At 68.3% G+C, this 26141-nt stretch carries 17 protein-coding genes; 5 read left to right on the forward strand and 12 right to left on the reverse strand.

Going from position 1 to position 26141, the window contains the following annotated elements; all coding sequences use genetic code 11:
* Nucleotides 1–3: 3 nt before the first annotated feature.
* From PV734_RS06805 to PV734_RS06825, 5 genes are read right to left on the reverse strand one after another with little or no spacing between them, the layout of a single operon-like run.
* On the reverse strand, nucleotides 4–2034 hold the full coding sequence (locus PV734_RS06805; RefSeq protein ID WP_319288927.1) for a PQQ-dependent sugar dehydrogenase: 2031 nt from the start codon (nucleotides 2032–2034) through the stop codon (nucleotides 4–6).
* Nucleotides 2035–2044: 10 nt separating this feature from the next.
* Entirely contained in the window at nucleotides 2045–4345 is a 2301-nt protein-coding gene (locus tag PV734_RS06810; RefSeq protein WP_319288928.1) for an alpha-galactosidase, read from the reverse strand.
* Nucleotides 4342–6252 (reverse strand): discoidin domain-containing protein, encoded by a 1911-nt coding sequence (locus PV734_RS06815; RefSeq protein ID WP_319288929.1) that lies wholly within the window; start codon nucleotides 6250–6252, stop codon nucleotides 4342–4344. Before PV734_RS06815 ends, PV734_RS06810 begins: the two co-directional genes overlap by 4 nt.
* A 12-nt stretch (nucleotides 6253–6264) precedes the next feature.
* On the reverse strand, nucleotides 6265–7056 hold the full coding sequence (locus PV734_RS06820) for a Tat pathway signal sequence domain protein (RefSeq protein ID WP_319288930.1): 792 nt from the start codon (nucleotides 7054–7056) through the stop codon (nucleotides 6265–6267).
* 4 nt (nucleotides 7057–7060) lie between these two features.
* Nucleotides 7061–8254 carry a glycoside hydrolase family 88 protein gene (locus PV734_RS06825; protein WP_319288931.1) on the reverse strand — a complete coding sequence of 398 codons (1194 nt, stop codon included), beginning with the start codon at nucleotides 8252–8254 and terminating at the stop codon, nucleotides 7061–7063.
* 428 nt (nucleotides 8255–8682) lie between these two features.
* Between PV734_RS06825 and PV734_RS06830 the strand changes: the two genes are divergently transcribed.
* Entirely contained in the window at nucleotides 8683–9519 is an 837-nt protein-coding gene (locus tag PV734_RS06830) for an aldo/keto reductase (RefSeq protein ID WP_319094709.1), read from the forward strand.
* 359 nt (nucleotides 9520–9878) lie between these two features.
* On the forward strand, nucleotides 9879–10574 hold the full coding sequence (locus PV734_RS06835; RefSeq protein WP_319288932.1) for a glycoside hydrolase family 75 protein: 696 nt from the start codon (nucleotides 9879–9881) through the stop codon (nucleotides 10572–10574).
* A 103-nt stretch (nucleotides 10575–10677) separates the two neighbouring features.
* Here PV734_RS06835 and PV734_RS06840 read toward each other — a convergent pair whose 3' ends face one another.
* Together PV734_RS06840 and PV734_RS06845 are read right to left on the reverse strand one after the other, a co-directional pair.
* A complete protein-coding gene (locus PV734_RS06840) occupies nucleotides 10678–11397 on the reverse strand; it encodes an SDR family oxidoreductase (RefSeq protein WP_319094707.1) in 720 nt (239 codons plus the stop codon).
* Between the two features lie 127 nt (nucleotides 11398–11524).
* Nucleotides 11525–12463: a class I SAM-dependent methyltransferase gene (locus PV734_RS06845; protein WP_319094706.1), complete on the reverse strand. Its 939-nt coding sequence runs from the start codon at nucleotides 12461–12463 to the stop codon at nucleotides 11525–11527.
* 155 nt (nucleotides 12464–12618) lie between these two features.
* Here PV734_RS06845 and PV734_RS06850 point away from each other — a divergent pair, with 155 nt between their 5' ends.
* Nucleotides 12619–13389 (forward strand): phytanoyl-CoA dioxygenase family protein, encoded by a 771-nt coding sequence (locus PV734_RS06850; protein WP_319288933.1) that lies wholly within the window; start codon nucleotides 12619–12621, stop codon nucleotides 13387–13389.
* A 118-nt stretch (nucleotides 13390–13507) separates the two neighbouring features.
* On the opposite strand, the gene PV734_RS06855 is transcribed toward PV734_RS06850, so the two are convergent.
* A complete protein-coding gene (locus PV734_RS06855) occupies nucleotides 13508–15217 on the reverse strand; it encodes a glycoside hydrolase family 6 protein (protein WP_319288934.1) in 1710 nt (569 codons plus the stop codon).
* 67 nt (nucleotides 15218–15284) lie between these two features.
* Nucleotides 15285–16775 (reverse strand): cellulase family glycosylhydrolase, encoded by a 1491-nt coding sequence (locus PV734_RS06860; protein WP_319094703.1) that lies wholly within the window; start codon nucleotides 16773–16775, stop codon nucleotides 15285–15287.
* A gap of 277 nt (nucleotides 16776–17052) precedes the next feature.
* Here PV734_RS06860 and PV734_RS06865 point away from each other — a divergent pair, with 277 nt between their 5' ends.
* Together PV734_RS06865 and PV734_RS06870 are read left to right on the forward strand one after the other, a co-directional pair.
* Entirely contained in the window at nucleotides 17053–19968 is a 2916-nt protein-coding gene (locus PV734_RS06865) for a glycoside hydrolase family 48 protein (protein ID WP_319094702.1), read from the forward strand.
* A gap of 144 nt (nucleotides 19969–20112) precedes the next feature.
* Entirely contained in the window at nucleotides 20113–22779 is a 2667-nt protein-coding gene (locus PV734_RS06870; protein ID WP_319288935.1) for a cellulose binding domain-containing protein, read from the forward strand.
* Between the two features lie 44 nt (nucleotides 22780–22823).
* Here the strand turns inward: PV734_RS06870 and PV734_RS06875 are convergent, their stop codons facing one another.
* The 3 genes from PV734_RS06875 to PV734_RS06885 all read right to left on the reverse strand — a co-directional run bounded on the left by PV734_RS06875 (nucleotide 22824) and on the right by PV734_RS06885 (nucleotide 26124).
* The gene (locus PV734_RS06875) at nucleotides 22824–23126 is read right to left on the reverse strand and encodes a hypothetical protein (protein ID WP_319094700.1); all 303 of its coding nucleotides are present in this window, start codon (nucleotides 23124–23126) and stop codon (nucleotides 22824–22826) included.
* Between the two features lie 147 nt (nucleotides 23127–23273).
* Nucleotides 23274–25166, reverse strand: coding sequence for a rhamnogalacturonan lyase (locus PV734_RS06880; protein ID WP_415924162.1), 1893 nt, complete (start codon nucleotides 25164–25166; stop codon nucleotides 23274–23276).
* A gap of 37 nt (nucleotides 25167–25203) precedes the next feature.
* The gene (locus PV734_RS06885) at nucleotides 25204–26124 is read right to left on the reverse strand and encodes a YafY family protein (RefSeq protein ID WP_319288936.1); all 921 of its coding nucleotides are present in this window, start codon (nucleotides 26122–26124) and stop codon (nucleotides 25204–25206) included.
* Nucleotides 26125–26141: the final 17 nt, after the last annotated feature.

Below are 26141 nucleotides of genomic sequence, written 5' to 3' on the forward strand. Positions count from 1 at the left end.
GGACTAGGTGATGTTCACGCGGAAGATCTTGTCGGACCCGGCCGGCTCCCCTCCGTTGTTGTCGCTGTTGGTGGTGGACAGCCACAGCTGGTCCGCGCCCGGCACCTTGGTGACCGTGCGCAGCCGGCCGTAGGTCCCGACGTAGTACGCGGTCGGCGTGCCCACGCTCTCGTTGTCGCCGTTGATCGGGATGCGCCACAGCCGCTCGCCGCGCAGGGACGCCATGTAGACGACGTTGCGGACGATGGCGATACCGCTGGGCGAGGCGTCGGAGACGTTCCAGGTCGCCTTGGGATTGGTCATCCCGGAGACGTCGCAGGTGCCCTCACAGGTGGGCCAGCCGTAGTTGGCACCCGGCTTGATCAGGTTCAGCTCGTCCTTGGAGCTGTTGCCGAACTCCGCTTCCCACAACCGGCCGTTGCGGTCGAAGGCGAGGCCCTGCGGGTTGCGGTGGCCGAGGCTGTAGACGTAGTTGCCGAACGGGTTGCCGGGAGCCGCTTTCCCGTCGGTCGTCATGCGCAGGATCTTGCCGTTGAGGGAGTTCTTGTCCTGCGCGAGGTCGGGTGTCTGGGCCTCCCCGGTGGAGACGTACAGATAGCCGTCGGGGCCGAAGGCGAGGCGACCGCCGTTGTGGTAGCGGTTCTTCTTGATGCCCTGGAGGAGGACCTTGTAGTCGCCGAGCTTCGTCCCGTCGTACGTCATGCGGACGACGCGGTTGCCCTCGGACGCGGTGTGCATGAAATAGACGAAGTGGGTGGTCGCCCATTTCGGGTCGACGGCGACGCCCAGCAGTCCACCCTCACCGTTGGTGGTGACGGCCTCGGGGACGGTGCCGACCTTGGTGCGGGTCCCGTCCTTGGCGAGTTTCCAGACCCCGAAGTCGTCCCGCTGGGTGACCAGGGCGGTCTGGCTGTCGGGCATCCAGTACGTGCCCCACGGGATCGTCCAGCCCGTGGACAGCGTGGAGACGGAGGACGGGACGCCGCCGTCGGTGGCGCAGGCCTTGGTCGTGAGTCCGACCGTGTTGCTCTGCTCGGAGACGTTCCCGGCCGCGTCGCGCGCGACGACGTTCAGTGCGTACGGGCTGTCGCAGGCGAGGCCGGTGAGGGTGGTCGAGGTGCCGGTGGTGACGGACTTGTAGACGGTGGAGCCGCTGCGCACGTCGTACGCGACGACCGCCCGGTTGTCCGTCGAGGCGCCCCAGGTCAACTCGGCGCTGTTCGCGGTGACGTTGGCGGCCGAGAGGGTGCCGGGCCTGGTCGGCGGGGTGGTGTCGGAGCTCGGCTTGGTGGTGCAGTCGACGACGGGGCTGGCGGCGGAGGTGTTGCCGGCCGCGTCACGGGCGATGACGGTCAGGTTGTAGGTGGTGGCGGGCGTCAGACCGGTCAGCGCCTTCGAGGTCGAACTCCCGGACGCCTCACCGATCTTGTTGCCGTGCTCGTAGAGGTCGTACGCCGTCACGCCCGCGTTGTCGGTCGAGGCGCCCCAGGCCAGGGTGAGTCCGTTCTCGCCGATGTCCGCGCAACTCGGCTGCCCGGGACGGGTCGGGGCCTGGGTGTCGGCCGCCGCCGCGACGCTCACGCGGTCGAGGTTGGGACCGCCGCCCGCGGTGGTGGCGGTCGCGCGGATCTTGTTGGAGCCCGCGGCCAGCGGGACGTTGACGGTCTTGTTGACCCAGGTGTTCCAGTCGGCGGTGGCCGGGAAGGACACGCCGGCGGCGACCACGGTGCCGCCTACGGAGATGTCCATCGGGCGGTCGACGGCGGTGCCGTTGGCGTACCGCAGGACGACCGAGGAGGTTCCGGGGGAGGCGGCGCTCACCGTGAACTCCACGTACGAGCCGGTGACGTTGGTGTAGTCGACGAAGCCGATGCCCGTGTAGCCGGTGTGGTTGGAGGCCACCGCGCCCTGTACGACGGTGGCGTCCTCGGCCTGGTAGTCGGTGGCGGCCCGCGCGGCGGAGCCCGCCAGGCCGACGAGCGGGACGGCGAGGGCCAGTGACAGCCCCCACGGAAGTGCTCTGCTGGGTTTCATGGCTGTCCTCTCAACCCGTGTACTGGGCAAAGACCTTGAGGTAGTCGTACGGCTGCTGTGTCACGCCGCTGCAGGCGTCGCCGTCGGTGCCGGAAGCGCACGGGCGGTCGCGGTTGACCGACCAGTAGGTGAGGCGGCCGATGTGGTGCTCCTGGGCGTAGGCGAGCATCGTTCTGAAGTCGGCGACGCGGACGCGTTCACCGGAGTCGTCCGTCTTGCCGTTCATCGAGGACAGGCCGATGTGGGCGTACGCGGTCGCGTCGGTGTAGCCGTACGCCGCCTTCACTCGGGCCTTGAGTCCCTCCATGGCCTGGGTGGTCAGGCTGCCCATGTTCGTGGCGCCGCCGCCGAAGTCGAACGGCATGACGCACCACACGTCGTTCGCCAGGCCGGAGTTCGCGGCTCGCTTGATCATGTCGACGCCGGTGGCGTCGGGGCCGCTGGTGGTCGTGCCGAAGGTGATGATCGTCTTGAGGCCGGGGTTGTTCGCCTTCACCGTCTTCAGCGCGTCCACCACGCGCTGCCGCACGGTCGCGTTGGACCACTCGGTGTTCTCGATGTCGATGTCGAGCACCTTGAGCCGGTAGGCGTTGATCACCTTCTGGTAGGCGCCGGCGAGCGCGGCGGCACTGGAGCACTTCTCGCCCAGCTTGTTCCCGCTCCAGCCGCCGACGGACACGACCACGTCGCCGCCCGCGGACCTGATCGCGTCGATCTTCGACTGGTCGTTGCCGCCGGTCAGCGGGCGCGTGCCGTCCCACTTCGGGTTGCAGGTGCCGTCGGAGAGGACGAACGCGAGTGTGAACCACTTGACGCCGGTCGCCGACATGACGGCTGTCGGGTTCTGGGGACTGCCCCAGCCGAGGTACTCGTAGGGGGCGACGGCCAGGCCGGGGGACGCCGCCTCTGCTGTTGCCGGTGCCGCCTCTGCTGCCGCCGCCGGTGCAGAAACGTTCACGTTGTTAACCGGCTTCACACGGATCAGCCGTGTTTCACCCGGCCGCAGCGTCGCGCTGTACGAGTCCGCGATCACGCCCTTGTGCGAGCCCGACCAGAGGTCCGTGACATCGCCGGATCCGGTGAAGCCCACCTGCGACCAGTTCACACCGACCGTGCTGTTGCCGGACGTACCGGTGTTGAACAGCGCCACCACGTAGTCGCCGTTGTTCTCCCGTTTACTGAAGACCTGCCTGACACCACTGTTCACAACCCGTTTCGCGGCCACCCCGTCCTGGTCGACGGCGATCAGCCGGTCATTGGCCAGCATCGCCTTGTCGACGGAGTCGAGTGCGGTGAGGTCGGTGCCGAGCAGCAGCGGGGACGCCGCCATCGCCCAGAGGGTGAAGTGCGAGCGCCGCTGGTCGGCGGTCAGCCCCACCTGGTCACCGTTGCCGATCTCCAGGGAGTCCAGGTCGTTCCAGCCGCCGGGTCCGGCGTGCGGCTGCCAGGACGCGGCGGTGTTGAACCGGGAGGAGACATGGGACCAGTCGGTCAGCGGATAGCCGCTGCCGTTGGCGCCGGGTCCGCAGTAGCACTCCACGTCGCCCTGGGTGCGCCAGCTGTTGGCGAGCTGCCGCCAGGTGGCGGCGTCCGCGATCGGAAGGTTGTTGGACAGCGCGTAGTTGATGGGCCGTCCGCTGGCACGCAGAGCCTTGTCCCAGGCCTGGACGTCGGGGATGTCCTGACCGCCCACGCCGTCGATCTTCAGGTAGTCGACTCCCCAGGAGGCGAACTGCCGTGCCCACGAGTTCACGAACTCCTGTGCGCCCGGCTTCCCGTAGTCGATGTAGTACATGTTCTTGCAGTTGTAGTTCTTCTCGGTCTTCGACGTGTCGGCGATGTCCTTGGCGTGGTATGACGTGCCCTCGATCGGGGTGTTCTTCAGCACGGCGTTCTTGGCGATGCCGGGTGTGACGTAGAAGCCGAACTTCAGGCCCTTGGAGTGGATGTAGTCGGCCAGCGCCTTGATGCCGCCGGGGAACTTCGCCGAGTCGACGGTCCACCGGCCGACCGAGTCGACGACGAAGCCGTTGTCGTCGCACTTCTGCCAGAAGTCGTCGAGGTTGACGTACACATAGCCGTGGTCCTTCAGACCGCTGGACACCAGCGCGTCGGCCTGTGCCCTCATCTTCGCCTCGGTCGGTGTGCGGCGTACGAAGCTCCAGCTGCTCCAGCCCATGGCGGGCCGGACCGACTGGCCGTTGTCGGAGGCGGCCGCCGGGCGGGCGGTGGCCAGCAGCGGGATCGCCGAGGCGATCAGCAGCCCGATCACCACCACGACCAGCGATCGGACGCGGGTGATACCCGTCATGACTGTCCCCCGTTCCCCGGAGTCGCGTATGAGGTGCCGATCCACGCCTCGTCGACGCGCAGGCGCTTGTAGCGGGTGGTGTCGGTGGCGGCTGCCCAGGTGGTGTCGACTTCGAGGCGGACGTAGCGGGCGCTGACGGCCGTGAGGTCGATCCCCTGTATCCCGCGCCTGCTCGCCAGTTGGCCGGTCTTCACCGCGTTGCCCCAGGTAGAGCCGTCGTCGCTGACGAACACCTTGTAGTCCTTGATCCGCGCCGACTGCTCGGTGTCCGAGCGGGCGTAGGCGACGGAGTCCTCGCGCTGGTTGAGCCCGGCGTACCGCACCTGCTTCGCCGAGCCGAGGTCGAAGGTGAGGTCGACGGGCAGGGTCTTGTCGCTGTCCCAGTAGGTGAGGTGGTCGCCGTCGCCGGCGGCGGAGCCCGCGTGGCCGCTCGCCGACGCGCTCGCGCTCACCTTGAGGCCGGAGAGGATGCCCTGCCGTCCGGCCGTGGTGACCTTGAAGACGGTGTCGTACGGGTCCCAGCCGCCGAGGCCGCTCAGCGTGAGTACGCCGCCCGACTGCGACCAGGAGACCGCCGCTCCGGTACGGAGGTCGGTGACGGCGGCGACGCGGTAGCCGTTGTCCCGGACGCGCAGCACGCTGGTGCTGGGCGGGGTCAGCACATGCACGTACTGGCGGTTCGGGTCGGCCTTGGCGACCGTGGTGACACCGTGCGCCCCGTCGTTCCAGAAGCCGGGTTTCAGACCTCCGTACAGGTAGCCGCCACCCTCGGTGCCGTGCAGGGACTCCCGGATAGGGTCGAGGTAGGAGTCCACGAAGGTGTTGAAGGAGGCCTGGTTGGCCGGGAAGGTGCCGTCGACCTGGGCGGTCTCCGCCATGAGTGCCTTCACCGAGGAGCCGGCGTTGGTGACGAGCCGGCCGAGGGTGAGCTTACGGTCGACGGCGGGGTCGGAGCCGTCGTACCACCAGGCGCCGGACGAGGGGAGCTTGAAGTCCGCCTCGGTCAGGCGGGGTTGTGCGGTGTATACAGCCTGCGGGTAGTCGTATACGGGCGACATTCCCGTCTTCTGCTCATTGCTGATCATGTCCATGATCGGCGTGTCCTCGTTGTTGTTGCTGAGCGTGTAACCGGGCCGCTTCTGCTGGATCTGCGCGTAGAGGTTGTGGCTCTCCCAGTACGCGTTGTCGTTGTCGATCCAGAAGCCCCCGAGGTCGGGATAGCGGTCCATGACCTCGAAGAAGTTGTCGTAGCCGAACTGCCCGAAACCCTCACGGGTGGTGAGGTCGACGTTCGCGCCCTTGTGAGCCGAGTACGCCGCCGAGTCGAGCCACTCATGGCCGCCCTCGGCGTGCCACTGGGGGTCGTCGGTCATGTAGAGGATGACCTTCAGCCCCTTGGCCTTCGCGGCGGTGATCAGCTCGCCGACGAAGTCCCGCTTGGTGGAGCAGGAGCCCGGGATCTTCGACGGCCAGGGGCGGGCATAGCCCAGGCGGCTGTGGAAGGTGGCGAGGACGAGGTACTGCGTGTGCAGTTTCTGCGCCTCCCGCACCCAGTAGCCGGGCGTCCAGCCGCCGTTCGTGACGTCGTTCTCCCAGGCGGAGCAGCTGGTGTGGGCGGGTGCGGTGCGCAGACCCCAGTGCAGGAAGAGGCCGCCGGTGGAGGCCCGGAGGAAGTCCTGGCGAGGGTTGTCCAGGTCGAGCGGTCGCACCGCCGGACCCGCCGCATCGACGTCCTTCACGGCGTCGACGAGGTTGACGGCTGCCGCGCGCGAGGCGGAGTACGGAGCGGGGGCCGGGACGGGGTGCGGTGCAGCGAGGGCGCCGGGCTGGGTGAGTCCGAGGACGGCGGCGAGGACGAACAGGACGATCGCCCCTGCCCCGCGCGGGGAAACGGTGGGGGGTTTCATGGAGGCGACTCCTCAACCGAGCTGGTAGCCACGGAGGCTGGTGAGCAGCATGTAGGTGTCCTGCAGGGATCCGGAGGTGTCGCCGAGGGAGCGGTAGATGCCCCACTTGGGTCGCACGCGGTCGGCCAGGAAGGTGTCGACGCCGGTCTTCGAGGCGTCGATCACGGTCGAGCCGCCGGACTTGAGGATCCAGCGGACCGTGCCCGCCGACCCGTTGCCGACCTTGATCTGGAAGTCGACGTCGGTCCATTTGTCGTGCAGCGGGTCCAGGTTCGTGCGGCCGATCAGGATGTCGTCGATGGCCAGCTTGAGTTCGATGGTCTGCACGCCGTTCACCCGCCGCAGCGACTGGACGACGAGTGGCGAGGTGCCGTTGCCCGGCTGCTTCATCTGCATGATGTGGGTGAAGGTGGTGGTCGCCTTCAGCGAGCTCGGGATGTACATCGAGTAGGTGACCCGCCAGGTCTGCCCCTCGGTCCACTTGAGGTAGTTGCCGCCGCTTCCGTTGCGCAGGCCCGTGACCTCCTGTCGCTGGCGGTCGGTCGAGGTGTCGCGGTCGACGGTGTGCATGTTGAAGCGCCAGTTGTTGCCGGTGGCGTAGATGTGCGGGTGTGCGGCGGGGTGGGAGTCGGCGCGGTCGTCCTCGATGGTCTCGAAGGCGTCGAGGCCGTCGGCGCTCGCCGACGGGGCCCACTTCTGCTGCCAGGAGGCGGCGTGGGCGGTGGTGGCGGTCGGCAGACCGACGGCAGCTCCGGCGGCCCCGCCGAGGGCGGCACCCAGCAGGGTCCTTCTAGACGTGCTCATGACACTAATCACCTCGCAGTTGTTCGTTCATGATCAGGAAGGCACCCAGACCGTGGAAGTCGTTGGTGGCCCGGGTGCGGGCGACGTAGTACGCGTAGTCGCCGACGTTCGTACCGACGGAGATGTCGGCGAGTTCGGTCCGGCCGTCCGCGCCGGTCGAGAGCTTCGCGAGGACGCCCTCGTGGCCACGCCGGGCGACCGCCTTGAAGTGCGGGTCGAGATAACCGCGTTGGGCACCTCGTGAGAGGGCGTAGGTGAACATGCTGGAGCAGGACGTCTCGGTCCAGTTGCCACTCTCTCCGCCCTTGTCGATCACCTGGAACCAGCGTCCGGTCGCCGGGTCCTGGTACCGCTCCAGACCGGCCGCCAACTTGCGCGCGATGGCGATGAGTTGTGGACGGCGTGGATGGTTCGCGGGAATCGCGTCGAGGACGTTGACGACGGCCATGGAGTACCAGCCGACGGCACGGCACCAGTGCTCGGGAGCGAGCCCGGTCCCCGGATCGGCCCAACCCACGCTCTTCGACTCGTCGTAGGCGTGCCTGAGCAGCCCGTTCGCGACCTGCAGATGACCGCCGTAGACGGCGAGTTGCTTCGCGGCCTCGTCGTTCGCGTACGCGCTGTCGCCGAACTCCTTGCCGTACTCGACAAGGAACGGATTCACCATGTAGACGCCGTCCGCCCAGAGTTGATGGGCACGGCTCGCGGTGTCCGCGTGCCAGAAACCTCCGTCACCCGTGCGCGGGTAGGTGTTCAGGCGGTCGCGGATCTTCCGGGCCGCCGTGCGGTAGCGGTCCTGGCCGGTCTCGTGGTGGAGGATCACCAGAAGCCGGCCGGCCTGCATGCTGTCGAGGCTGTTGAAGGCCTGGTCGATGGAGCCGTCGCTCTTCACGAAGCGGTCGACGTAGTCCTTGATGTAGGCGAGTTGGCGGGCGTCGTGGGTGCGCCGGTAGACCAGGTACTGGCCGTAGAGGTAGAGGCCGACCGGGTAGGACCAGCCGCCGATGGCGCTCGGCGTGTAGCGGGCCATGGTGGAGTCGACGACAGCCAGGGACCGGTCGGGGTCCGCGGCCGGGCGGGGTGCGGGCCGACCGCTCGCGGCCACGGCCGGTTGCGGAACGGCCGCGGGGAGGGCGGACAGGGTGACGGCGGTGAGTGCGACGGACGTGAGGGCCGTGGACAGACGCCGGTGTCTCATGTTCATCCCCTTCGATGGGATTCAGGGGCTTTGTCGGACCTTTCATCGGATGTCTTGCAAATAGAGCCCCTTCATCGAGGCGGAAGGCACCACAGACTCACCCAAGGGCGTACGCCTGCTTTCCGGACGGGTGGGGGAGGGAAAGCCCAGGCCAACAGGTCATTCACATAGCCGAACAGAATTCAGCACCTCGTCCGGCGGCGCCATACAGCGTCGCGGTATGACGGGCTGCGGTCAATGGTCCGGACCGATGACCTCGGATGCATTTTGGCCAATCTCGTTTCCGGGACTGACTCATCGGTCAGTTCGCACGGGTCCCCCGGCGACGGAGACGGCCCAGGACGCGCTCGGAACGCGGCCCGGGATGCGGCGCGGCTCGTGATCGTACGATGGGAGTCCCCACCCGACGACTGAAGGATCGAGAGCTCGTGAGCAGCAAGGTCCCCCCGATCATTCTGAACAACGGCGTCGAGATGCCCCAGCTGGGCTTCGGCGTCTGGCAGGTGCCGGACGACGAGGCCGAGCGGGCGGTCACCACCGCACTGGAGGCCGGGTACCGCAGCATCGACACAGCGGCGATCTACGGCAACGAAGAGGGCACCGGCAAGGCCATCGCCGCGTCCGACGTTCCCCGCGAGGACCTCTTCGTCACCACCAAGCTCTGGAACGGCGACCAGGGGTACGACACCACCCTCCGCGCCTTCGACACCTCCCTGGAGAAGCTCGGCCTGGAGTACGTGGACCTGTATCTGATCCACTGGCCGCAGCCGGCCAAGGGCAGGTTCGTCGACACGTACAAGGCGTTCGAGAAGCTCGCCGCGGACGGCCGAGCCCGGTCCATCGGTGTCTCCAACTTCCTTCCGGAGCACCTCGACCGGCTCCTCGCCGAGACGTCGGTCATCCCGGCCGTCAACCAGATCGAGCTGCACCCGCATCTTCAGCAGCACGAGTCCCGCGAGTACCACGCGGAGCACGGCATCGCCACGGAGGCCTGGTCCCCGCTCGGCTCCGGCAAGGGCCTGCTGGAGGTCCCGGCGATCGTGGCCATCGCCCAGAAGCACGGCCGCACGCCGGCCCAGGTCGTCCTGCGCTGGCATCTGCAGCTGGACAACGTGGTGATCCCCAAGTCCGTGACGCCGTCCCGGATCAAGGAGAACATCGAGGTCTTCGACTTCAGCCTGGACACGGAGGACCTCGCGGCGATCAGCGCGCTGAACGAGGGCCGCCGACTGGGTCCTGACCCCGCCACGTTCGAGTCGGGCTGACACCGGCCGGACAGCCACGCCGAACAGTCACACCAACGCCCTGGCCCGCGCCGACTCCGGTCGCGGTGCCGGGGCGTTTGGCTTGCCCCGGCGCGAGTTCGCGACCGTCACGCGGTCGTGAATGCACGACCTCATGACGTCACGACGTCACGCAGCCGTGCAGCCGTGCAGCCGTGGGCAGGTTTTCGGTACGGCCGGGACGTCACCCCGACCGACGGCGCGGAGCCCCACTCCCGGCGGGACGAAGACACCAGGGCCGCGGCGAACCCCGGTCGACGGGGTTGACGCGGGCATGCTGGCAGGTCCATTTTGGAGCCCACTCGGTAAGGAAACTTTCCTAACAGAAGGGTCTCCCCACAGTGCGCTCTCGAACACTGACCCTGACCGCGGCCGCCGGTGCGGCCCTGCTCGCCACCGCCGCGCTCCCCTCGTACGCCTCCGGCGCGGCCCGCCCGGTGTCCACCAGGGAGGGCTCGGTCAGCGCGGCCGACCTGCTCGCCAAGGTGACCTCCTGCTCCCAGCTCTCCAACGGCAAGTACAGGACCGACGACGAGACCTCGGCGTCGGTCCCCGTGTGCGGCAAGAACGGCGCCGTGTTCTGGAAGGCCGACATGGACGTCGACTGCGACGGCCAGCGCACGTCGAAGTGCAACGAGGACACCGACCCGTGGTACCAGGACGACACGGCGTTCCATCAGTCCAACGGCAAGCCACTCAAGGCCGATTCCCTGCCGTACGTCGTCGTGCCCAGCTCCAGCGGCATCTGGAACTACTCCGGCGCCGGCATCAAGGGCGGTGGCGTGGTCGCCGTGATCTACAACAACAAGGTCGAGTACGCGGTCGTCGGTGACACCGGCCCCACGAAGATCATCGGCGAGGCGTCGTACGCCACCGCTCAGGCCCTCGGCATCGACCCCGACCCCGAGACCGGCGGCACGGACTCCGGCGTGACGTACATCCTGTTCAAGAACTCGCAGGTGTCGCCCATAGAGAGCCACAGCGCCGCGGTCTCCCTGGGCGACCAGCTGGCCAAGCAGTTCATCCGCAACAACTGACGCGACAACTGAGCCGGGGGGAAGGGGAGTCCGGGGGTTCGGTGTCGCGTACAAGTACGCGACACCGAACCCCCGGACCGGGACAACTCACCCTGCTTCTACGTCAGTTGGGCTGACCGATCGGACGTACGACGACCGTGTTGACGTCGACCCCCTCCGGCTGCCGGATCGCCCAGACGATCGAGTCGGCCAGCTGGTCGGCCGTCAGCAGATGACCCGGGGGCAGGCTGCCGTAGCTGTCCCAGAAGGGGGTCTCGACTCGCCCGGGGGCCACCAGCGTCACGCCGACGCCGAACTCCGTGACCTGGCGGCGGGTGTTCTCGGCGAGGCCGGTCACCGCCCACTTGGTCGCCCCGTAGATGTTGCCCGGCCCGTGCACGAACCCGGCGACGCTGCCGACCAGCACGATCCGGCCCCGGGTCTCCTTCAGTGCGTCGATCGAGGCCCTGATGAGCAGCGCGGGTCCGAGGACGTTGGTCAGCACCATCTCCGGCCAGCCCGCCGGGTCGCCGTCGGCGACCGTGTCGTGGGTCGCGAAACCGGCGTTGGCGACGACTGTGTCCAGCCGCCCGAACTCCTTCAGGGTCGTCTCGACGGCGGCGCGCACGTCGTCGTACTCGGCCGCGTTCCCGGGAATCGTCAACAGGCCCTGGGGGTGCCCGAGTTCCTCGGCGAAACCGGTCAGTCGCTCCTTGCCCCGGCCGGTGACGGTGACCCGGTGGCCGGCGGCGAGCAACTGCCGTGCGACGGCCGCGCCGATTCCGCTGGCGCCACCGGTGACGAGCGCTACGGGTGAGCCGGCTGAGTTCGGTGAGTCGGTCATGATGTCTACCCCCTGTATGTGGAACGGGTATGCCCTGTCCGTGCGGCGCGTGTGCCATGCGCGTCCGTGAACAGCGGGGAGTCCATCAGTTGAAGCGCCCTCGAAGTCAAGCCCGGGGCGGGCGCGGCTACGTCTGCGGTTTGCATCCCGTGTACAGCGTGTGCGTGGCCAGGACGAAGATGTCGGGGCGGTGGTGCAGGCCTGCCTTGTCGTCGGGGTCGAGGAGGCGGTCGAGGGTGGCGCGGTCCTCGGCGTCGAGCTCCTTCGCGAACATCGTGCGGCGCCGGTCGAAGACACCGATCACATAGGCGCGGGCCTCGTCCGTGACCGGTGCGGGCAGATCGAGGAGGAAGGAACGAGTGCCGGAGGGGCGCAGGCCGGCGGCGGTGAGGAGGGCAGGCCAGTCCTCCGTCTCGCGTACATGGCCGACCAGGGAGGTCCGCATCTCACTGAACCAGAACTGCTCGATCACATCGAGCCGCGCCTCCAGGCCGGGGCGCCCGAAGCCGAGGTCACGCGGCAGGTTGCGCTCGGGGAGACCACCCTCCAGCACGGCGAGCGTGCCACCCGGCGCGAGCACGGCGGCGAGCGCGGTGAGCGCGGCGCGCTGGTCACCGACGTGGTGCACGGCCCTGCTCGACCACACCAGGTCGGCTGGATACTCCAACTCGCCGAGTCCATCGGGGAGTTCGGCCAGCACAGTGCTGAAGCGGTCGGTGGTGCCGAGTCGTTCGGCGTTCTCGCGGGCCCGTTCCAGGAGCGGCGCCGAACTGTCGGCCGCGACGATACGCGCCTCGGGGAACGCCGTGGCGAAGAAGCCCGAGATGATGCCGGGGCCGCTGCCCGCGTCGACGATCAGCCCCGGTTCGGGCTGCTGCCCGGACAGCCAGGCCAGGGCGTCGGCGTAGAGGGGCGCGAACAGTTCGGCCTGCCCCTCCAGGTGCGGGATCATCGTGGCGAAGTCGATGTCGTCGTGGTTGTGGTTGTGGTTGTGGTTGTGGGTGGGTGTGGGGGTGGGGGTGGGCGCCTGGTCGTGGTCATGATCGTGCCGGTGCTGCTGGGCCATGGTGTGCGGGCCTCCCGTTGTCGTTGGCACCAGCCTGCTCCGCCCTCGCCGAACCGGCCAGTTCTGTTGCCGTTACGGCAAACAGAAATCCCCTCTCCGGCCGGCTCGGCAAAAACCGGATGCGTGGGGCAGCCCCGCTCCCCCACGATGTCCGGATGGACGATGAGCTTGTGGAGCGCTTCCTCGAAGACGGGTTCGTGAAGATCGAGGGCGCTTTCCCGTCGCGGGTCGCCGAGCACTGCGCACGGATGCTGTGGCGGGAGACGGGGTGCGATCCGGACGACCCGGGCACCTGGACCAAGCCCGTGCACTGGGTGTCGGACATGGCGCAGGGCCCGTTCGCCGCCGCGGTCAACACCCCTGTGCTGCATGAGGCGTTCGACGCGCTGGTGGGCGAGGGCCGCTGGGCGTCACGCTATTCGCTGGGAACCTTTCCGCTGCGGTTCCCGCACGAGGAGGAACCCGAGGACGCGGGCTGGCACATCGAGGGGAGCTACTTTCCCGAGGGCGCGACCTGGCCGTACACGAACCTCCGCTCCCGGGACCGGTCCCTGCTGATGCTGTTCCTGTTCACCGAGGTCGGCGAGGCGGACGCACCGACCCGCATCCGGGTGGGTTCCCATCTGGACGTACCCCCGCTGCTGGAGCCGTACGGGGAAGAGGGCGTCTCGGGGCTGGAGATCGCCCCGGAGCTGGTGGCGGCCTCGGCACACCGGCCGTTGGCATACGCGACGGGGAGCCCCGGTGACGTGTACCTCTGTCACCCCTTCCTGGTCCACGCGGCGCAACCGCACCACGGCACCCGCCCCCGCTTCATGGCCCAACCGCCACTGCATCCGGCGGTGCCCTACGAACTGGAACGTACGGATGGTACGTACTCCCCGGTGGAACTGGCGATCCGCCGGGGACTGGGGACAACTGCCTGAGCGGGCCCGATGAGGGCGGGCGCGCCCCGCGCCCCCCAGGGGCGCGGGGAACTGCGCGACCAGCCCCCACCGGACCCGCGGTCAAAAGCGAACCGCTGAACCGCTGAACCGGCGGAGCCTAAAGTGCCGGGTAGGCGTTCCTCATGAGCTCCTGGAACTGCGCCGAGAACCAGTGCCCGGAGACCGGCGCGTTCGGCAGCGCGCCCGACATGTTGTTGTTGTTCCGCGGGTTACCGGTGTACGTCGGGTCGCACATCCGGTCGAAGCCCTTGCCCTCGTCGTTCGGGATCGCCGAGCTGGAGCCGTCGGACTCGCCCGGAGGCTTCATCCACACGTACGCGTCGATCCCGGCCGCCGGAGCGGCCTTCGGGCGTTCGCCCAGACCCGCGCCGGACTGGTTGCACCAGTTGCCGGTCTGGAAGCGCCGGTCGTAGCGTCCGCCGTCGACATAGGTGTCGACGGTGGTCGTCGCGCCCGGGCCGGTGGGACGTGCGGTGCCGCCCCAGCCGTTCCTGGACGTGTCGATCAGCATGCCGATGGTGGACGGGAAGCCGACCGACACCAGCTGGTTGCGGAAGGCCTGTGCGAAGGAGAGTTCGTCGGTGTACCGGTTCCAGTCCACCCACTTCGACTCGCGGACCGACTTGCCGGCCACGGAGTCGTTGATGGTGAAGTTGTTCTCCTTCAGGGCGCTGTAGTTCGCCGTGTTGCTGATGAACCCGTGCACGTCGTTGACGGTCGCGCCCTCGGCGGTGGCCGCCTGCTTGAACAGGTCCGCGGAGGCACCGAAGTTGTCGTCCCAGCCGATCCAGCCGTGGTGGCCGGCGTCGACGTAGTTGTAGACGTTCGGCACGTCACCGAGCTTGTTGAGCGCGTAGCCGACACCCTTGACGTAGTTGCCGTTCGCCTTCATCACGTCGCACGCGGGCGTGGCCGTGACCCGGCTGCCGGTGTTGGTGACGAGGTTGGGCAGCGAGTCGATCTCGACGGTCGTGACGATACGCAGGCCCGCGTACTTGGTGTCCGCGAGGATCGCCGCGATCGGGTCGATGTACTGGGTCTTGTACTTGTCGATCTCCGTCGGGCCGAGTTCGCCGTTGGAGGCGAGGGCGGCGCAGTCCCGTCCGGGCAGGTCGTAGATGACCAGCTGGACGACCATTTCGCCGGTGCCCTTCTGCTGGAGTGCCGCGTCGAGGTGGGCGCGAAGGCCCATCCCGCCGTTGACTCCGTTGATCGCGGCGATCCGGTCCAGCCAGACGCCGGTGGGCTGGTTGGAGATCCGGCTGCCGCCCGTCTCGGCAGCGGCCTTCGCCGACCACTCCGGGTTCACGTACACTTTGGCGCCGGCGTACGGGTTGTCGACCCTCGTACCGGTGCCGGGGTCCGGCGGGTTCGTGGGGCCGGTCCCACCGTCGACGTTGCAGGTGACGCCGTCGAGGGTGAAGGTGGTGGGAATCGCGTTCGTCCCGCTGTAGCTGCCCTGGAAGCCGAAGCTCGCCGAACCACCGGTGGCGAGCGTGCCGTTGTAGGTCTCGTTGGCGGCGGTCACGGCGGTGCCGGACTGGGTGATCTTCGCGTTCCAGCCGTTGGTGACCTGCTGGTTACCGGCGTAGGCCCACTTCACGGCCCAACTGGTCTTGGCCGCGCTGTTGTTGGTGACCGTCACGGCGGCGGTGAAGCCGGTGGACCACTGGTTCTGCACCGTGTAGGTGACGGTGCAGGGGATCGCGGCGATGCCGACATCGGCCTGCGCGGCGGCCGCCGCGGCACCGGTGGCACCGGCGACCAGCGCCATGGAGGCGAGGATCGCTGTTCTGGTACGGCTCATGAGTGCGGTTGTCCTCTCGTTTTCCTGTGGGGTGCGAAGCGCCTTGCTGGGAAGGGGAGTTGGTGCACTAACCGATGGCGCGCAGATGGTCGCGCAGACCGATTCCGAAGGCCGTGGGTGTGCCGTCGTAACCGGAGATCAGGGACGGGCCGGTGGCACAGTTCCAGGTGTTCCAGGTCCAGCCGAGGTAGGACAGGGAGCGGTCGTCGAACCACTTCATGACCCGGTCGATGAAGGAGTGTGCGCAGGTGTTCTCGCCGATCTCACCCGCCACCAGTGGGACCTGGGCGGCGACCGGTGCGAGCGTCGAGTTCCAACAGCTCTCGCTGGAGCAGGAGTTGAAGTTGTAGATGTGCCAGGCGGCGCCGAGATTGCCCGCCGGGTCGGTGGGTTTGTACGTCAGCCACTGGCTGAGGTCGTTCGAGTACGCGAGCCCGCCGGCGAGGATCACGTTCTTGGCGCCGGTGGAGCGGACCGCGTCGATCAGATCCTGCATACCGGCTACCTCGTACCCGATGCCGGAGCAGGTGCCGCCGTCCCGCCAACAGGTCCAGGCCTGGGCCGCCGTGGAGGTGGCGCGGTCCGGGTAGGGCTCGTTGAACAGGTCGAACACCACGGTCTGGTCACCCTTGAAGGTGTTCGCGACCGAGGTCCAGAAGGCGGGCGAGTACTGCATGTCGGGCATCGGTTTCTGGCAGCTCGCGTGCACGTCGGAGCAGCCGGCCGAGTTGCCCGTGTACTGGCCCCAGGTCCAGTGCAGTTCGACGACCGGCGTCATACCGTTCGCCTTCACCTTCGCCACCAGGTCCTTGACGGCGGCGATGTAGTTGGCGCCCGCGTACTCGGGCTTGATGTTGGACAGGCCGAGCCAGCACTCCTCGTTCAGGGGGATGCGTACGGTGTTCACCTTCCAGTCGGCGATCGCCTTGACCGAGGCGTTGTCGACCGGTCCGTCCCAGATGCCGTTGCCCTGGACGCATGCGAACTCGCCGCCGGAGCGGTTGACGCCGAGCAGCCGCCGGGTGGCGCCGCCGGAGTCGACGAGCTTGTTGCCGGACACGTGCAGGGCGGGTGCCCCTGCCTCGGGGACCGGTGGAACGGTGGATGACGGGGTCGGAGTCGGTGTCGGGCTCGGCTCCGAATCCGCGTTGCATGTCGTGCCGTTGAGCTTGAACGACGCCGGCACGGGGTTGCTCCCGGACCGCGAGGCGATGAACCCGGCGCTGACGCTCGCGCCCGTGCCCAGCGAGCCGTTGTAGCTCTCGTTGGCCGCGGTGACGGTGGTGCCGGACTGGGACCACTTGGCGTTCCAGCCCTGGGTGAGCTTCTGACCTGCGCCGAAGTCGAAGGTCAGACTCCAACTGCTGAGCGCCGTCTGGTTGTTGGTGATCCTGACGGAGCCCTGGAAACCGGCGTCCCAGGTACTGGTGACCGAGTACTCCACCGTGCACGCGGGGGTGGCTCCCGATGCTGTGAGGACCGGCGCGACCGCCGTGCCCACAAGGGCGACGGCAGCGCCGAGCACAAGTAAAAGACCTGAACGCGGAGGGTGTCGCATGAGCGACTCCTTGCAGATCGGGCGCGTCGTTACGGACGCGTCGACTGACGGAATCGCTCCCACTGGTGTCAACGAAGTTAGCGCCAAGTGACGGCAAAGGACAGAGGGGGTTGCGTGTTTCCATCAGATGTCGTCGTCGAATCAATTCGAGTCTTCAAACACCTTGACCCTTGACACACCTGTCCTCACTATGGGAGCGCTCCCACTGGTTCAAGGCTTGTTGCTCCTCCCCACATCTCCACGAGCACCTCCGAGCCCGCTAGGAGGAACCAGCACCATGCACCCCCATCGCAGACGCCGCGTCACGCGGCGGTTCTGGACCGCTGTCGTGGCGGCCCTCGCCCTCCCCCTGACCATGCTCGCGACCGGCACGACCTCCGCACAGGCGGCGGTGGTCCAGTGCAGCGTCGACTACAAGACGAACGACTGGGGTTCCGGTTTCACCGCGGATCTGACGATCACCAACCGCGGTACGGACGTCATCAACGGCTGGACACTGACGTACGCCTACGCGGGCAACCAGAAGCTCAGCAACGGCTGGAACGGCACCTGGTCCCAGTCCGGCCAGACGGTCACCGTGCAGAACGCGACGTACAACGCGACGATCGCCGCCGGCGCGGCGGTCAGCACCGGTGGACAGTTCACGTACAGCGGCGCCAACGCGGCGCCGACGTCGTTCGCGGTCAACGGAACGACCTGCGCCGGGGCCCACCAGCCGCCGGTCACCGTGCTGACCAGCCCGACAGCGGGCGCGGTCTACTCGCAGGGCACCGCGGTGCCGATGGCGGCCACGGCGGCCGCGGCGGACAGCGCGACGATCACCAAGGTCGAGTTCTACGACGACACCACGCTGCTCGGCACGGACACCACCGCGCCGTACACGTACTCGGCGACCTCACTGGCCGTCGGGAGTCATTCGCTGCTGGCGAAGGCGTACGACAGCCTGGGCGCCTCGGCGCCGTCCACGCCGGTCGGCATCACGGTCGCCTCGGGTCCCGCCGTGGTCGCCGTACCCACCCAACTCGGCGTCCAGCAAGGCAAGACGGGGACGTACGACGTCAAGTTGTCGACGCAGCCGAGTGCCAATGTGACCGTGTCGACCGCTCGCGCGAGCGGCAACACGGGACTGTCCGTGACGGGCGGCGCCTCGCTCACCTTCACGCCGGCGAACTGGAACACGGCGCAGAAGGTGACGATCACCGCCAACGCGACGGGCACCGGATCGGCGGCCTTCGACTCGACGGCCACCGGGCACGCCAAGGCGACGGTCACCGTCACAGAACTGGCGGCCTCGAAGGTGTACGACGCCCGGTTCCTGGACCTCTACGGCAAGATCACCAACCCGGCGAGCGGCTACTTCTCCCCCGAGGGCATCCCCTATCACTCGGTCGAGACACTGATCGTCGAGGCGCCGGACCAGGGCCACGAGACCACGTCGGAGGCGTACAGCTACCTCCTGTGGCTGCAGGCCATGTACGGCAAGGTGACGGGCGACTGGAGCAAGTTCAACGGCGCCTGGTCGATCATGGAGCAGTACATGATCCCCACCCACGCCGACCAGCCGACCAACTCCTTCTACAACGCCTCCAAGCCGGCGACGTACGCCCCCGAGTGGGACCTGCCGAGCCAGTACCCGGCCAAGCTGGACACCGGTGTCTCGGTCGGTACGGACCCGATCGCGGCCGAGCTGAAGAGCGCGTACGGCACGGATGACGTCTACGGTATGCACTGGCTCCAGGACGTCGACAACGTGTACGGCTACGGCAACTCGCCCGGCAAGTGCGAGGCGGGCCCGACGGACACCGGCCCCTCCTACATCAACACCTTCCAGCGCGGACCGCAGGAATCGGTGTGGGAGACCGTTCCGCAGCCGACCTGCGACGCCTTCAAGTACGGCGGTACGAACGGGTACCTGGACCTGTTCACCGGCGACGCGTCGTACGCGAAGCAGTGGAAGTTCACCAACGCCCCGGACGCCGACGCGCGTGCCGTGCAGGCCGCGTACTGGGCGGACGTCTGGGCGAAGCAGCAGGGCAAGGGTGCCGACGTCTCGACGACCGTCGGCAAGGCGGCGAAGATGGGCGACTATCTGCGCTACTCCATGTACGACAAGTACTTCAAGAAGATCGGGAACTGTGTCGGCCCGACGGCCTGCGCGGCCGGTACCGGCAAGGACGCCTCGCACTATCTGATGTCCTGGTACTACGCGTGGGGCGGCGCCACCGACACCTCGGCCGGCTGGGCCTGGCGCATCGGCTCCAGCCACACGCACGGCGGCTACCAGAACCCCCTGGCCGCCTACGCGCTCAGCTCGTCCGCCGATCTCAAGCCCAAGTCGGCGACAGGGCAGGCGGACTGGTCGAAGTCACTGGGCCGGCAGATCGAGTTCTACCGCTGGCTCCAGTCCAACGAGGGTGCCATCGCGGGCGGCGCGACCAACAGCTGGCAGGGCCGCTACGCGACTCCGCCGGCCGGTACGCCGACCTTCTACGGCATGTACTACGACCAGCAGCCGGTGTACCACGACCCGCCGTCCAACCAGTGGTTCGGCTTCCAGGCGTGGTCCATGGAGCGGGTCGCCGAGTACTACCAGCAGACGGGCAACGCGGCGGCCAAGGGTGTCCTGGACAAGTGGGTCGACTGGGCGCTGTCCAAGACGACCATCAACCCGAACGGGACGTACCAGATTCCCTCCACGCTCCAGTGGTCGGGCGCCCCCGACACCTGGAACGCCACAACTCCGGGAGCCAACGCGGGACTTCACGTCACCGTCGCCGACTACACCAACGACGTGGGCGTGGCGGCGGCGTACGCCAAGACGCTGACGTACTACGCCGACCGCTCCGGTGACACCGAGGCGGCGACGACGGCGAAGGCGCTCCTCGACGGCATGTGGTCCAACTACCAGGACACCCTGGGCATCGCCGTCCCGGAGACCCGCACCGACTACAACCGCTTCGACGACCCCGTCTACGTGCCGTCGGGCTGGACCGGGAAGATGCCGAACGGCGACACGGTCAACTCGTCGTCGACGTTCGCCTCACTCCGTTCCTTCTACAAGAACGACCCCAACTGGTCGAAGATCGAGGCGTACCTGGCCGGTGGCGCCGCGCCCTCGTTCACCTACCACCGGTTCTGGGCCCAGGCGGACATAGCCCTCGCCATGGGTTCGTACGCGGAGCTACTCGAATAGCCCCCGCCCGGTCCGATCGGACCTGAGCTCCGCGTACCGCGCCGGGCGGCCCCTTCCCGCACTGGGGGCCGCCCGGTGTCGTGTCCTGCTCTCCCCCACGCCCCCGCACCACCCATGAGACCTCTTGTCGAGAGGACCCCCACCATGCGAAGAACCCGTATCCTCACGGCCGTACTGGCCCTGACCGCAGGCCTGTTGGCGGGCAGTCCCGTGGCCCTCGCCGCCCCGAACGCCGCGGAGGTGACGCTCGCCGCCGACACGTACACGTGGAAGAACGCCCGGATCGACGGCGGTGGTTTCGTCCCCGGGATCGTCTTCAACCGCACCGAGAAGAACCTCGCGTACGCCCGGACCGACATCGGCGGCGCCTACCGCTGGCAGGAGTCGACGAAGACGTGGACTCCGCTGACGGACTCGGTCGGCTGGGACCGCTGGGGCCACACCGGCGTGGTCAGTCTCGCCTCCGACTCCGTGGACCCGAACAAGGTGTACGCGGCTGTCGGCACGTACACGAACAGCTGGGACCCCGGAAACGGGGCCGTGCTGCGGTCGGGTGACCGGGGCGCGAGCTGGCAACGGGCCGACCTGCCCTTCAAGTTGGGCGGCAACATGCCCGGCCGCGGTATGGGCGAGCGTCTCGCCGTCGACCCGAACAGGAACAGCGTGCTGTATCTGGGCGCGCCCAGCGGCAAGGGGCTGTGGCGCTCGACGGACTCGGGGGCGAGCTGGGCGCAGGTGGCGAACTTCCCCAACGTCGGGAACTACGCCCAGGATCCGACCGACACCAGCGGGTACGCCGGCGACAACCAGGGGATCGTCTGGGTCACCTTCGACGAGTCGACGGGGACGGCGGGCAGCACGACCCGCACGATCTATGTCGGGGTCGCCGACAAGGACAACGCGGTGTACCGCTCGACGGACGCGGGCGCGACCTGGACGAGGCTCGCCGGACAGCCCACCGGCTATCTGGCCCACAAGGGCGTCCTGGACGCGAAGAACGGCTACTTGTACCTGCCGTACAGCGACAAGGGCGGACCGTACGACGGCGGCAAGGGCCAGTTGTGGCGGTACGCGACGGCCACCGGTACCTGGACGAACATCAGCCCGGTCGCGGAGGCGGACACCTACTACGGGTTCAGCGGGCTGACGATCGACCGGCAGAAGCCGGGCACGGTCATGGCGACGGCGTACAGCTCGTGGTGGCCGGACACCCAGCTCTTCCGCTCCACGGACAGCGGCGGAACCTGGACGAAGGCATGGGACTACACCTCGTATCCCACCCGCGCGAACCGGTACACGATGGATGTCTCGTCCTCACCGTGGCTGACCTTCGGCGCCAACCCGTCGCCGCCCGAACAGAGCCCGAAACTGGGGTGGATGACGGAGTCGATGGAGATCGACCCGTTCAACTCGAACCGCATGATGTACGGAACCGGCGCCACGGTCTACGGCACCGAGAACCTCACCAACTGGGACAGTGGCGGCCAGTTCAGCATCAAGCCGATGGTCCAGGGGCTGGAGGAGACGTCGGTCCTCGACCTGGCCGCTCCCCCGTCGGGCGGCGCGGTACTGCTCAGCGCCCTGGGTGACATCGGTGGATTCCGGCACACGGATCTCACCAAGGTCCCCTCGATGATGTTCACTTCACCGAACTTCACCACCACCACGAGCCTGGACTACGCGGAGACCAACCCGGGGATCGTGGCCCGCGTGGGCAACCTGGACTCCGGCCCGCATGTCGCGTTCTCCACGGACAACGGCGCCAACTGGTTCGCGGGGACGGATCCTTCGGGCGTCTCGGGCGGCGGCACGATCGCGGCGGCGTCGGACGGCAGCCGGTTCGTGTGGAGCCCGGCGGGCACGGGAGTGCAGTACGCGACGGGCTTCGGTACGTCGTGGGCGGCGGCGTCGGGGATCCCGGCGGGAGCGATCGTCGAGTCGGACCGGGTGGACCCGAAGACGTTCTACGGCTTCAAGTCGGGCAAGTTCTACGCGAGTTCGGACGGCGGCGCCACCTTCACCGCGTCGGCGGCGACCGGTCTCCCGGCCGGCGACAGCGTGCGCTTCAAGGCGTTGCCGGGCACGAAGGGCGACATCTGGCTGGCGGGCGGCGCGTCGGACGGCGCGTACGGCCTGTGGCACTCGACGAACGGCGGTACGACGTTCACCAAGCTGGCGAACGTCGACCAGGCCGACACGATCGGCTTCGGCAAGGCGGCGACGGGAGCGTCGTACCAGACGCTCTACACGAGCGCGAAGATCGGCGGCGTACGCGGCATCTTCCGCTCCACGGACAAGGGGGCGACCTGGACGCGTATCAACGACGACGCCCACCAGTGGGGTTGGACGGGTGACGCGATCACCGGTGACCCGAGGGTGTACGGGCGCGTGTACGTGTCGACGAACGGGCGGGGTGTCATCTACGGCGACTCGTCGGACACGAGCGGTGGGGGCGGCGGAGGCACCGACCCGACCCCACCCACGCCCACGGGGGCCTGCACGGTGACGTACAAGGTCACCAGTGAGTGGTCGGGCGGCTTCCAGGCGGACGTGAAACTCGCCAACACCGGCACCACCGCCTGGAACGGCTGGTCACTCGGCTGGTCCTTCCCGAACGGCCAGACCGTCTCCCAGCTCTGGAACGCCGAGTACACGCAGTCCGGTGCGACGGTGACAGCGAAGAACGTGAACTGGAACGCGAACGTGGCGGCGGGCTCGTCGGTGAGCTTCGGCTTCACGGGCAACTCACCGGGCACGAACGGCAGACCGACCGCCTTCAAGCTGGGCGACCAGTCCTGCACGGTCGTCTGAAGCACGCCGGTGGGCGTGCGCTCGGCGGAGCGCACGCCCACCCCTCACTCCCGCGCTTCGATCCAGTCCACGCACTCCAAGTCCTGGCCGTGGAGTTCCCACTTGACGCACAGGCGGGCGCGGAGCACCTCCGGATCGGTTTCCCGGTCGTTGAACTCGGTGACGATCCGGTCGCCGTCGACCCGGGACATTCCGTGTTTCCGGGTGAAATCGATCTTCATCTGCCGCTCCAGGACCATGCTTGCCAGAGCGTAGTTCTGGGCAGCTTCAGGATGCTTTCTGAATACGTCGGTGACATCGGCGAAGAAATCGGCATCCGCCTTGGAGCGGTATCCGGCACTGGTCACGGCGGCCTCCCGACGAACACGCGCGGCCCCCGTTCCAGGGTGCTCCGCGCCCGGCCGGTTCGCCAGCCGGGGCCGGCGGGGTCCCGGCGGAAGTGGGTGCGTATCCCGGAAGGAAGCCTCCCGGGAGGGGCACGCACCCACCCTCGTTCACGGCGTGTACACCGTCGGCCTCGGTGCCGTCGGCATGTTGTTGCCGATGAAGAAGCTGGGGTGCGGGGGCTGGTTGTAGGCGGTGTTCTGCCAGGCGATGCCCGTGCGGTACATCGTGTCGTGGAGCAGGGTCGTGATCCTCGTCGTCGTCTCGATCGGCGTGGAGTAGACGCGCAGGGCCGTGTTGTCGCTCGTCGCCCAGACGACCTCCTCGCGCCAGTCGCCGAAGAGGTCCCCGGAGAGTGCCGGGGTGGCCTTCGTGCTGTTGTTGGAGTGCACGGACGCGCCGGTCAGCAGACGGGTGTCCGAGGACGTGCCGTACTTGTCGATGTGCGTGCCGTCGAGGAGTTCACGGACGGGGTCGCCGTCCCACCAGGACAGGAAGTTGACGGAGGACGGCTCGCGGCCCTTGGTGGCGCCGCCCTCGTCACGGATCGAGGTGTCCGACGCCGACCACACCTCCGCTCCGTCGTTGCCCGCCCAGATGTCCCCGGCGACTCCCCGGCCGTTGTCGCAGCAGGCGGCGAGCTTCCAGTCGACCGTGCCATTGGCCGGGTTGATGTACAACTCGGCTGGCTGGGAGGTGCCCTCGGACACCTTGAAGTACTCCAGGCCCGCGTGCGCCGGGTCCAGATCGCCCAGGTGCTGGGCGTCGCCGTGCCCCGTCTTCGTCGTCCACAGCCCGTTGCCGTTGTCGTCGACGGCCATCGCGCCGTAGACGATCTCGTCCTTGCCGTCGCCGTCGACGTCCCCCACGGACAGGCTGTGCGAGCCCTGACCGTCGAATCCCTTGCCACTGTTGGTGGAGGAGCTGGAATCGAAGGTCCAGCGACGCGTGAACGTCCCGTTCCGCCAGTCCCAGGCCGCGAGGACCGTACGTGTGTAGTAGCCGCGTGCCATGATCAGGGAGGGTCGGGCTCCGTCCAGGTAGGCGGTGCCGGCGAGGAACCGGTCGACCCGGTTGCCGTAGGAGTCGCCCCATGCCGACACGGTGCCGCGCGCCGGGACGTAGTCGACGGTGCCCATCGCCTTGCCGGTCTGCCCGTTGAACATGGTCAGGTATTCGGGCCCGGAGAGCACGTATCCGCTCGAATTACGGTAGTCCGCGGCCGAGTTGCCGATGACGGCACCGGTCCCGTCGACCGTCGCGTCCGCCGTCTTCATGGCGACCTCGGCCTTGCGGTCGCCGTCGTAGTCGTACACCTGGAACTGGGTGTAGTGCGCGCCCGAGCGGATGTTGCGGCCCAGGTCGATCCGCCACAGCCGCGTGCCGTCGAGCTTGATCCCGTCGACGATCGTGTTGCCGGTGTATCCCGACTGGGAGTTGTCCTTGGCGTTGGTGGGCTGCCACTTCAGTACGAAGTCGAGGGCGCCGTCCCCGTCCAGGTCGCCGACCGAGGCGTCGTTCGCCTCGTAGGTGTAGGCGACACCGTCGGGGGTCGTGCCACCGGCGGGCGGGGTGATGGGAACGTCCTTGTATCCGGTGCGGAACTGGATCGCGTGGACGGAGTCGGCCTGTTCCACGCCACCGACGATCGCCCGCACCGTGTAGTCGGCCTGGGCGGCCGCACCTGAGTGGAAGTAGTTCGTGGAACCGGTGACCGGCGTCGAGTTGACCTTCGTACCTGCCCGGTAGACGTTGAAGGACACATCGTTCGGGTCGGTGCCGAGCCAGCGCCAGCTGACCAGGTTGCCGCTGTCGGTGTGCACACTGACGACACCCCGGTCGAGCGCCTCGACCTGCCGGGCGGTGGCAGCCTCGGCCGGCGTCGCGGAGAGCGTCACCAGCCCTGCGGCGGCGAGCGCTCCGGCGGTCACGGCGGACAGCAGGGTCCGGCGTCTGGTGCGGGTGGGGGGATGGGGCTGGGCATGCGGCTGCGGGTGCTGCACGGTACCTACCTCCTGCGGGGCGGACGGGTTCCACTCCTCAGTCGCCGCCGTCCGCAGGGGAGTTGCCGCTCGGGTGCGTGAAGTCGCTGTATCGCGCCGCCAGTTCCGTCACCGTCCGCGTGATCCGCTCCCGCAGCTCGGCCGGCGCCAGCACCTCGATTCCCGTGCCCAGTCTCAGGAACTCTTCGTGGGCACGGTCGACGGACTCGATCGGTACCGTCGCCACGATCCAACCCTCCTCATCGGTAACGCCGTTGGCCTTGACGGCACCGGCGGCGGGCCGCGGCAGCCGCACACCGGGCGCCAGCCGCACCAACGCCTCGGCGCGGTACAGCCGGTCATGGAAGTCACGCTGGTACGCCGTCCAGTGTGCGGCCAGATCGAAGCCATCGGGTCGGGTGAACTCCTCGTCGGACGCCGCGAGTTCGAGAATCTGGTCGACGCGGAAGGTGCGGGGCCCGGGCCCCGCGACGACGTACCAGCGCCCCGCCTTCAGCACCAGTCCGTACGGCTCCAGTCGGCGCTCCACATCGGTGGGCTCGCGCCAGCGCCGGTACACGACATGCAGGACACGGCTGTTCCACACCGCGTCGGCGACCGCTGGAAGGTACGGCGTCTCTTCGCCGGCCGCGTACCAGCCGGGTGCGTCGAGGTGGAAGCGGCCGCTGATCCGGTCGGCATGGGCGCCCAGCTCAGGTGGCAGGGCCGCACGGACCTTGAGCTGGGCGGCGGCGAGGACCGCACCCAGGCCGAGCTCGGCGGCCGGTCCCGGTACCCCGGCGAGGAACAGTGCCTCGGCCTCGTCGGCGTTCAGGCCCGTCAGCCGGGTGCGGTAGCCGTCGAGCAGCCGGTAGCCGCCCGCGTGACCCGCGTCACCGTACAGCGGCACGCCCGCCGCGCTGAGCGCCTCGACGTCCCGGTAGACCGTACGCACCGACACCTCCAACGCCCCCGTCACCGCCTTCACCCCGTTCA

Origin of the sequence: Streptomyces sp. AK08-02, from assembly GCF_033795085.1 — a bacterium.
GTDB classification, from domain to species: Bacteria; Actinomycetota; Actinomycetes; order Streptomycetales; family Streptomycetaceae; genus Streptomyces; species Streptomyces echiniscabiei.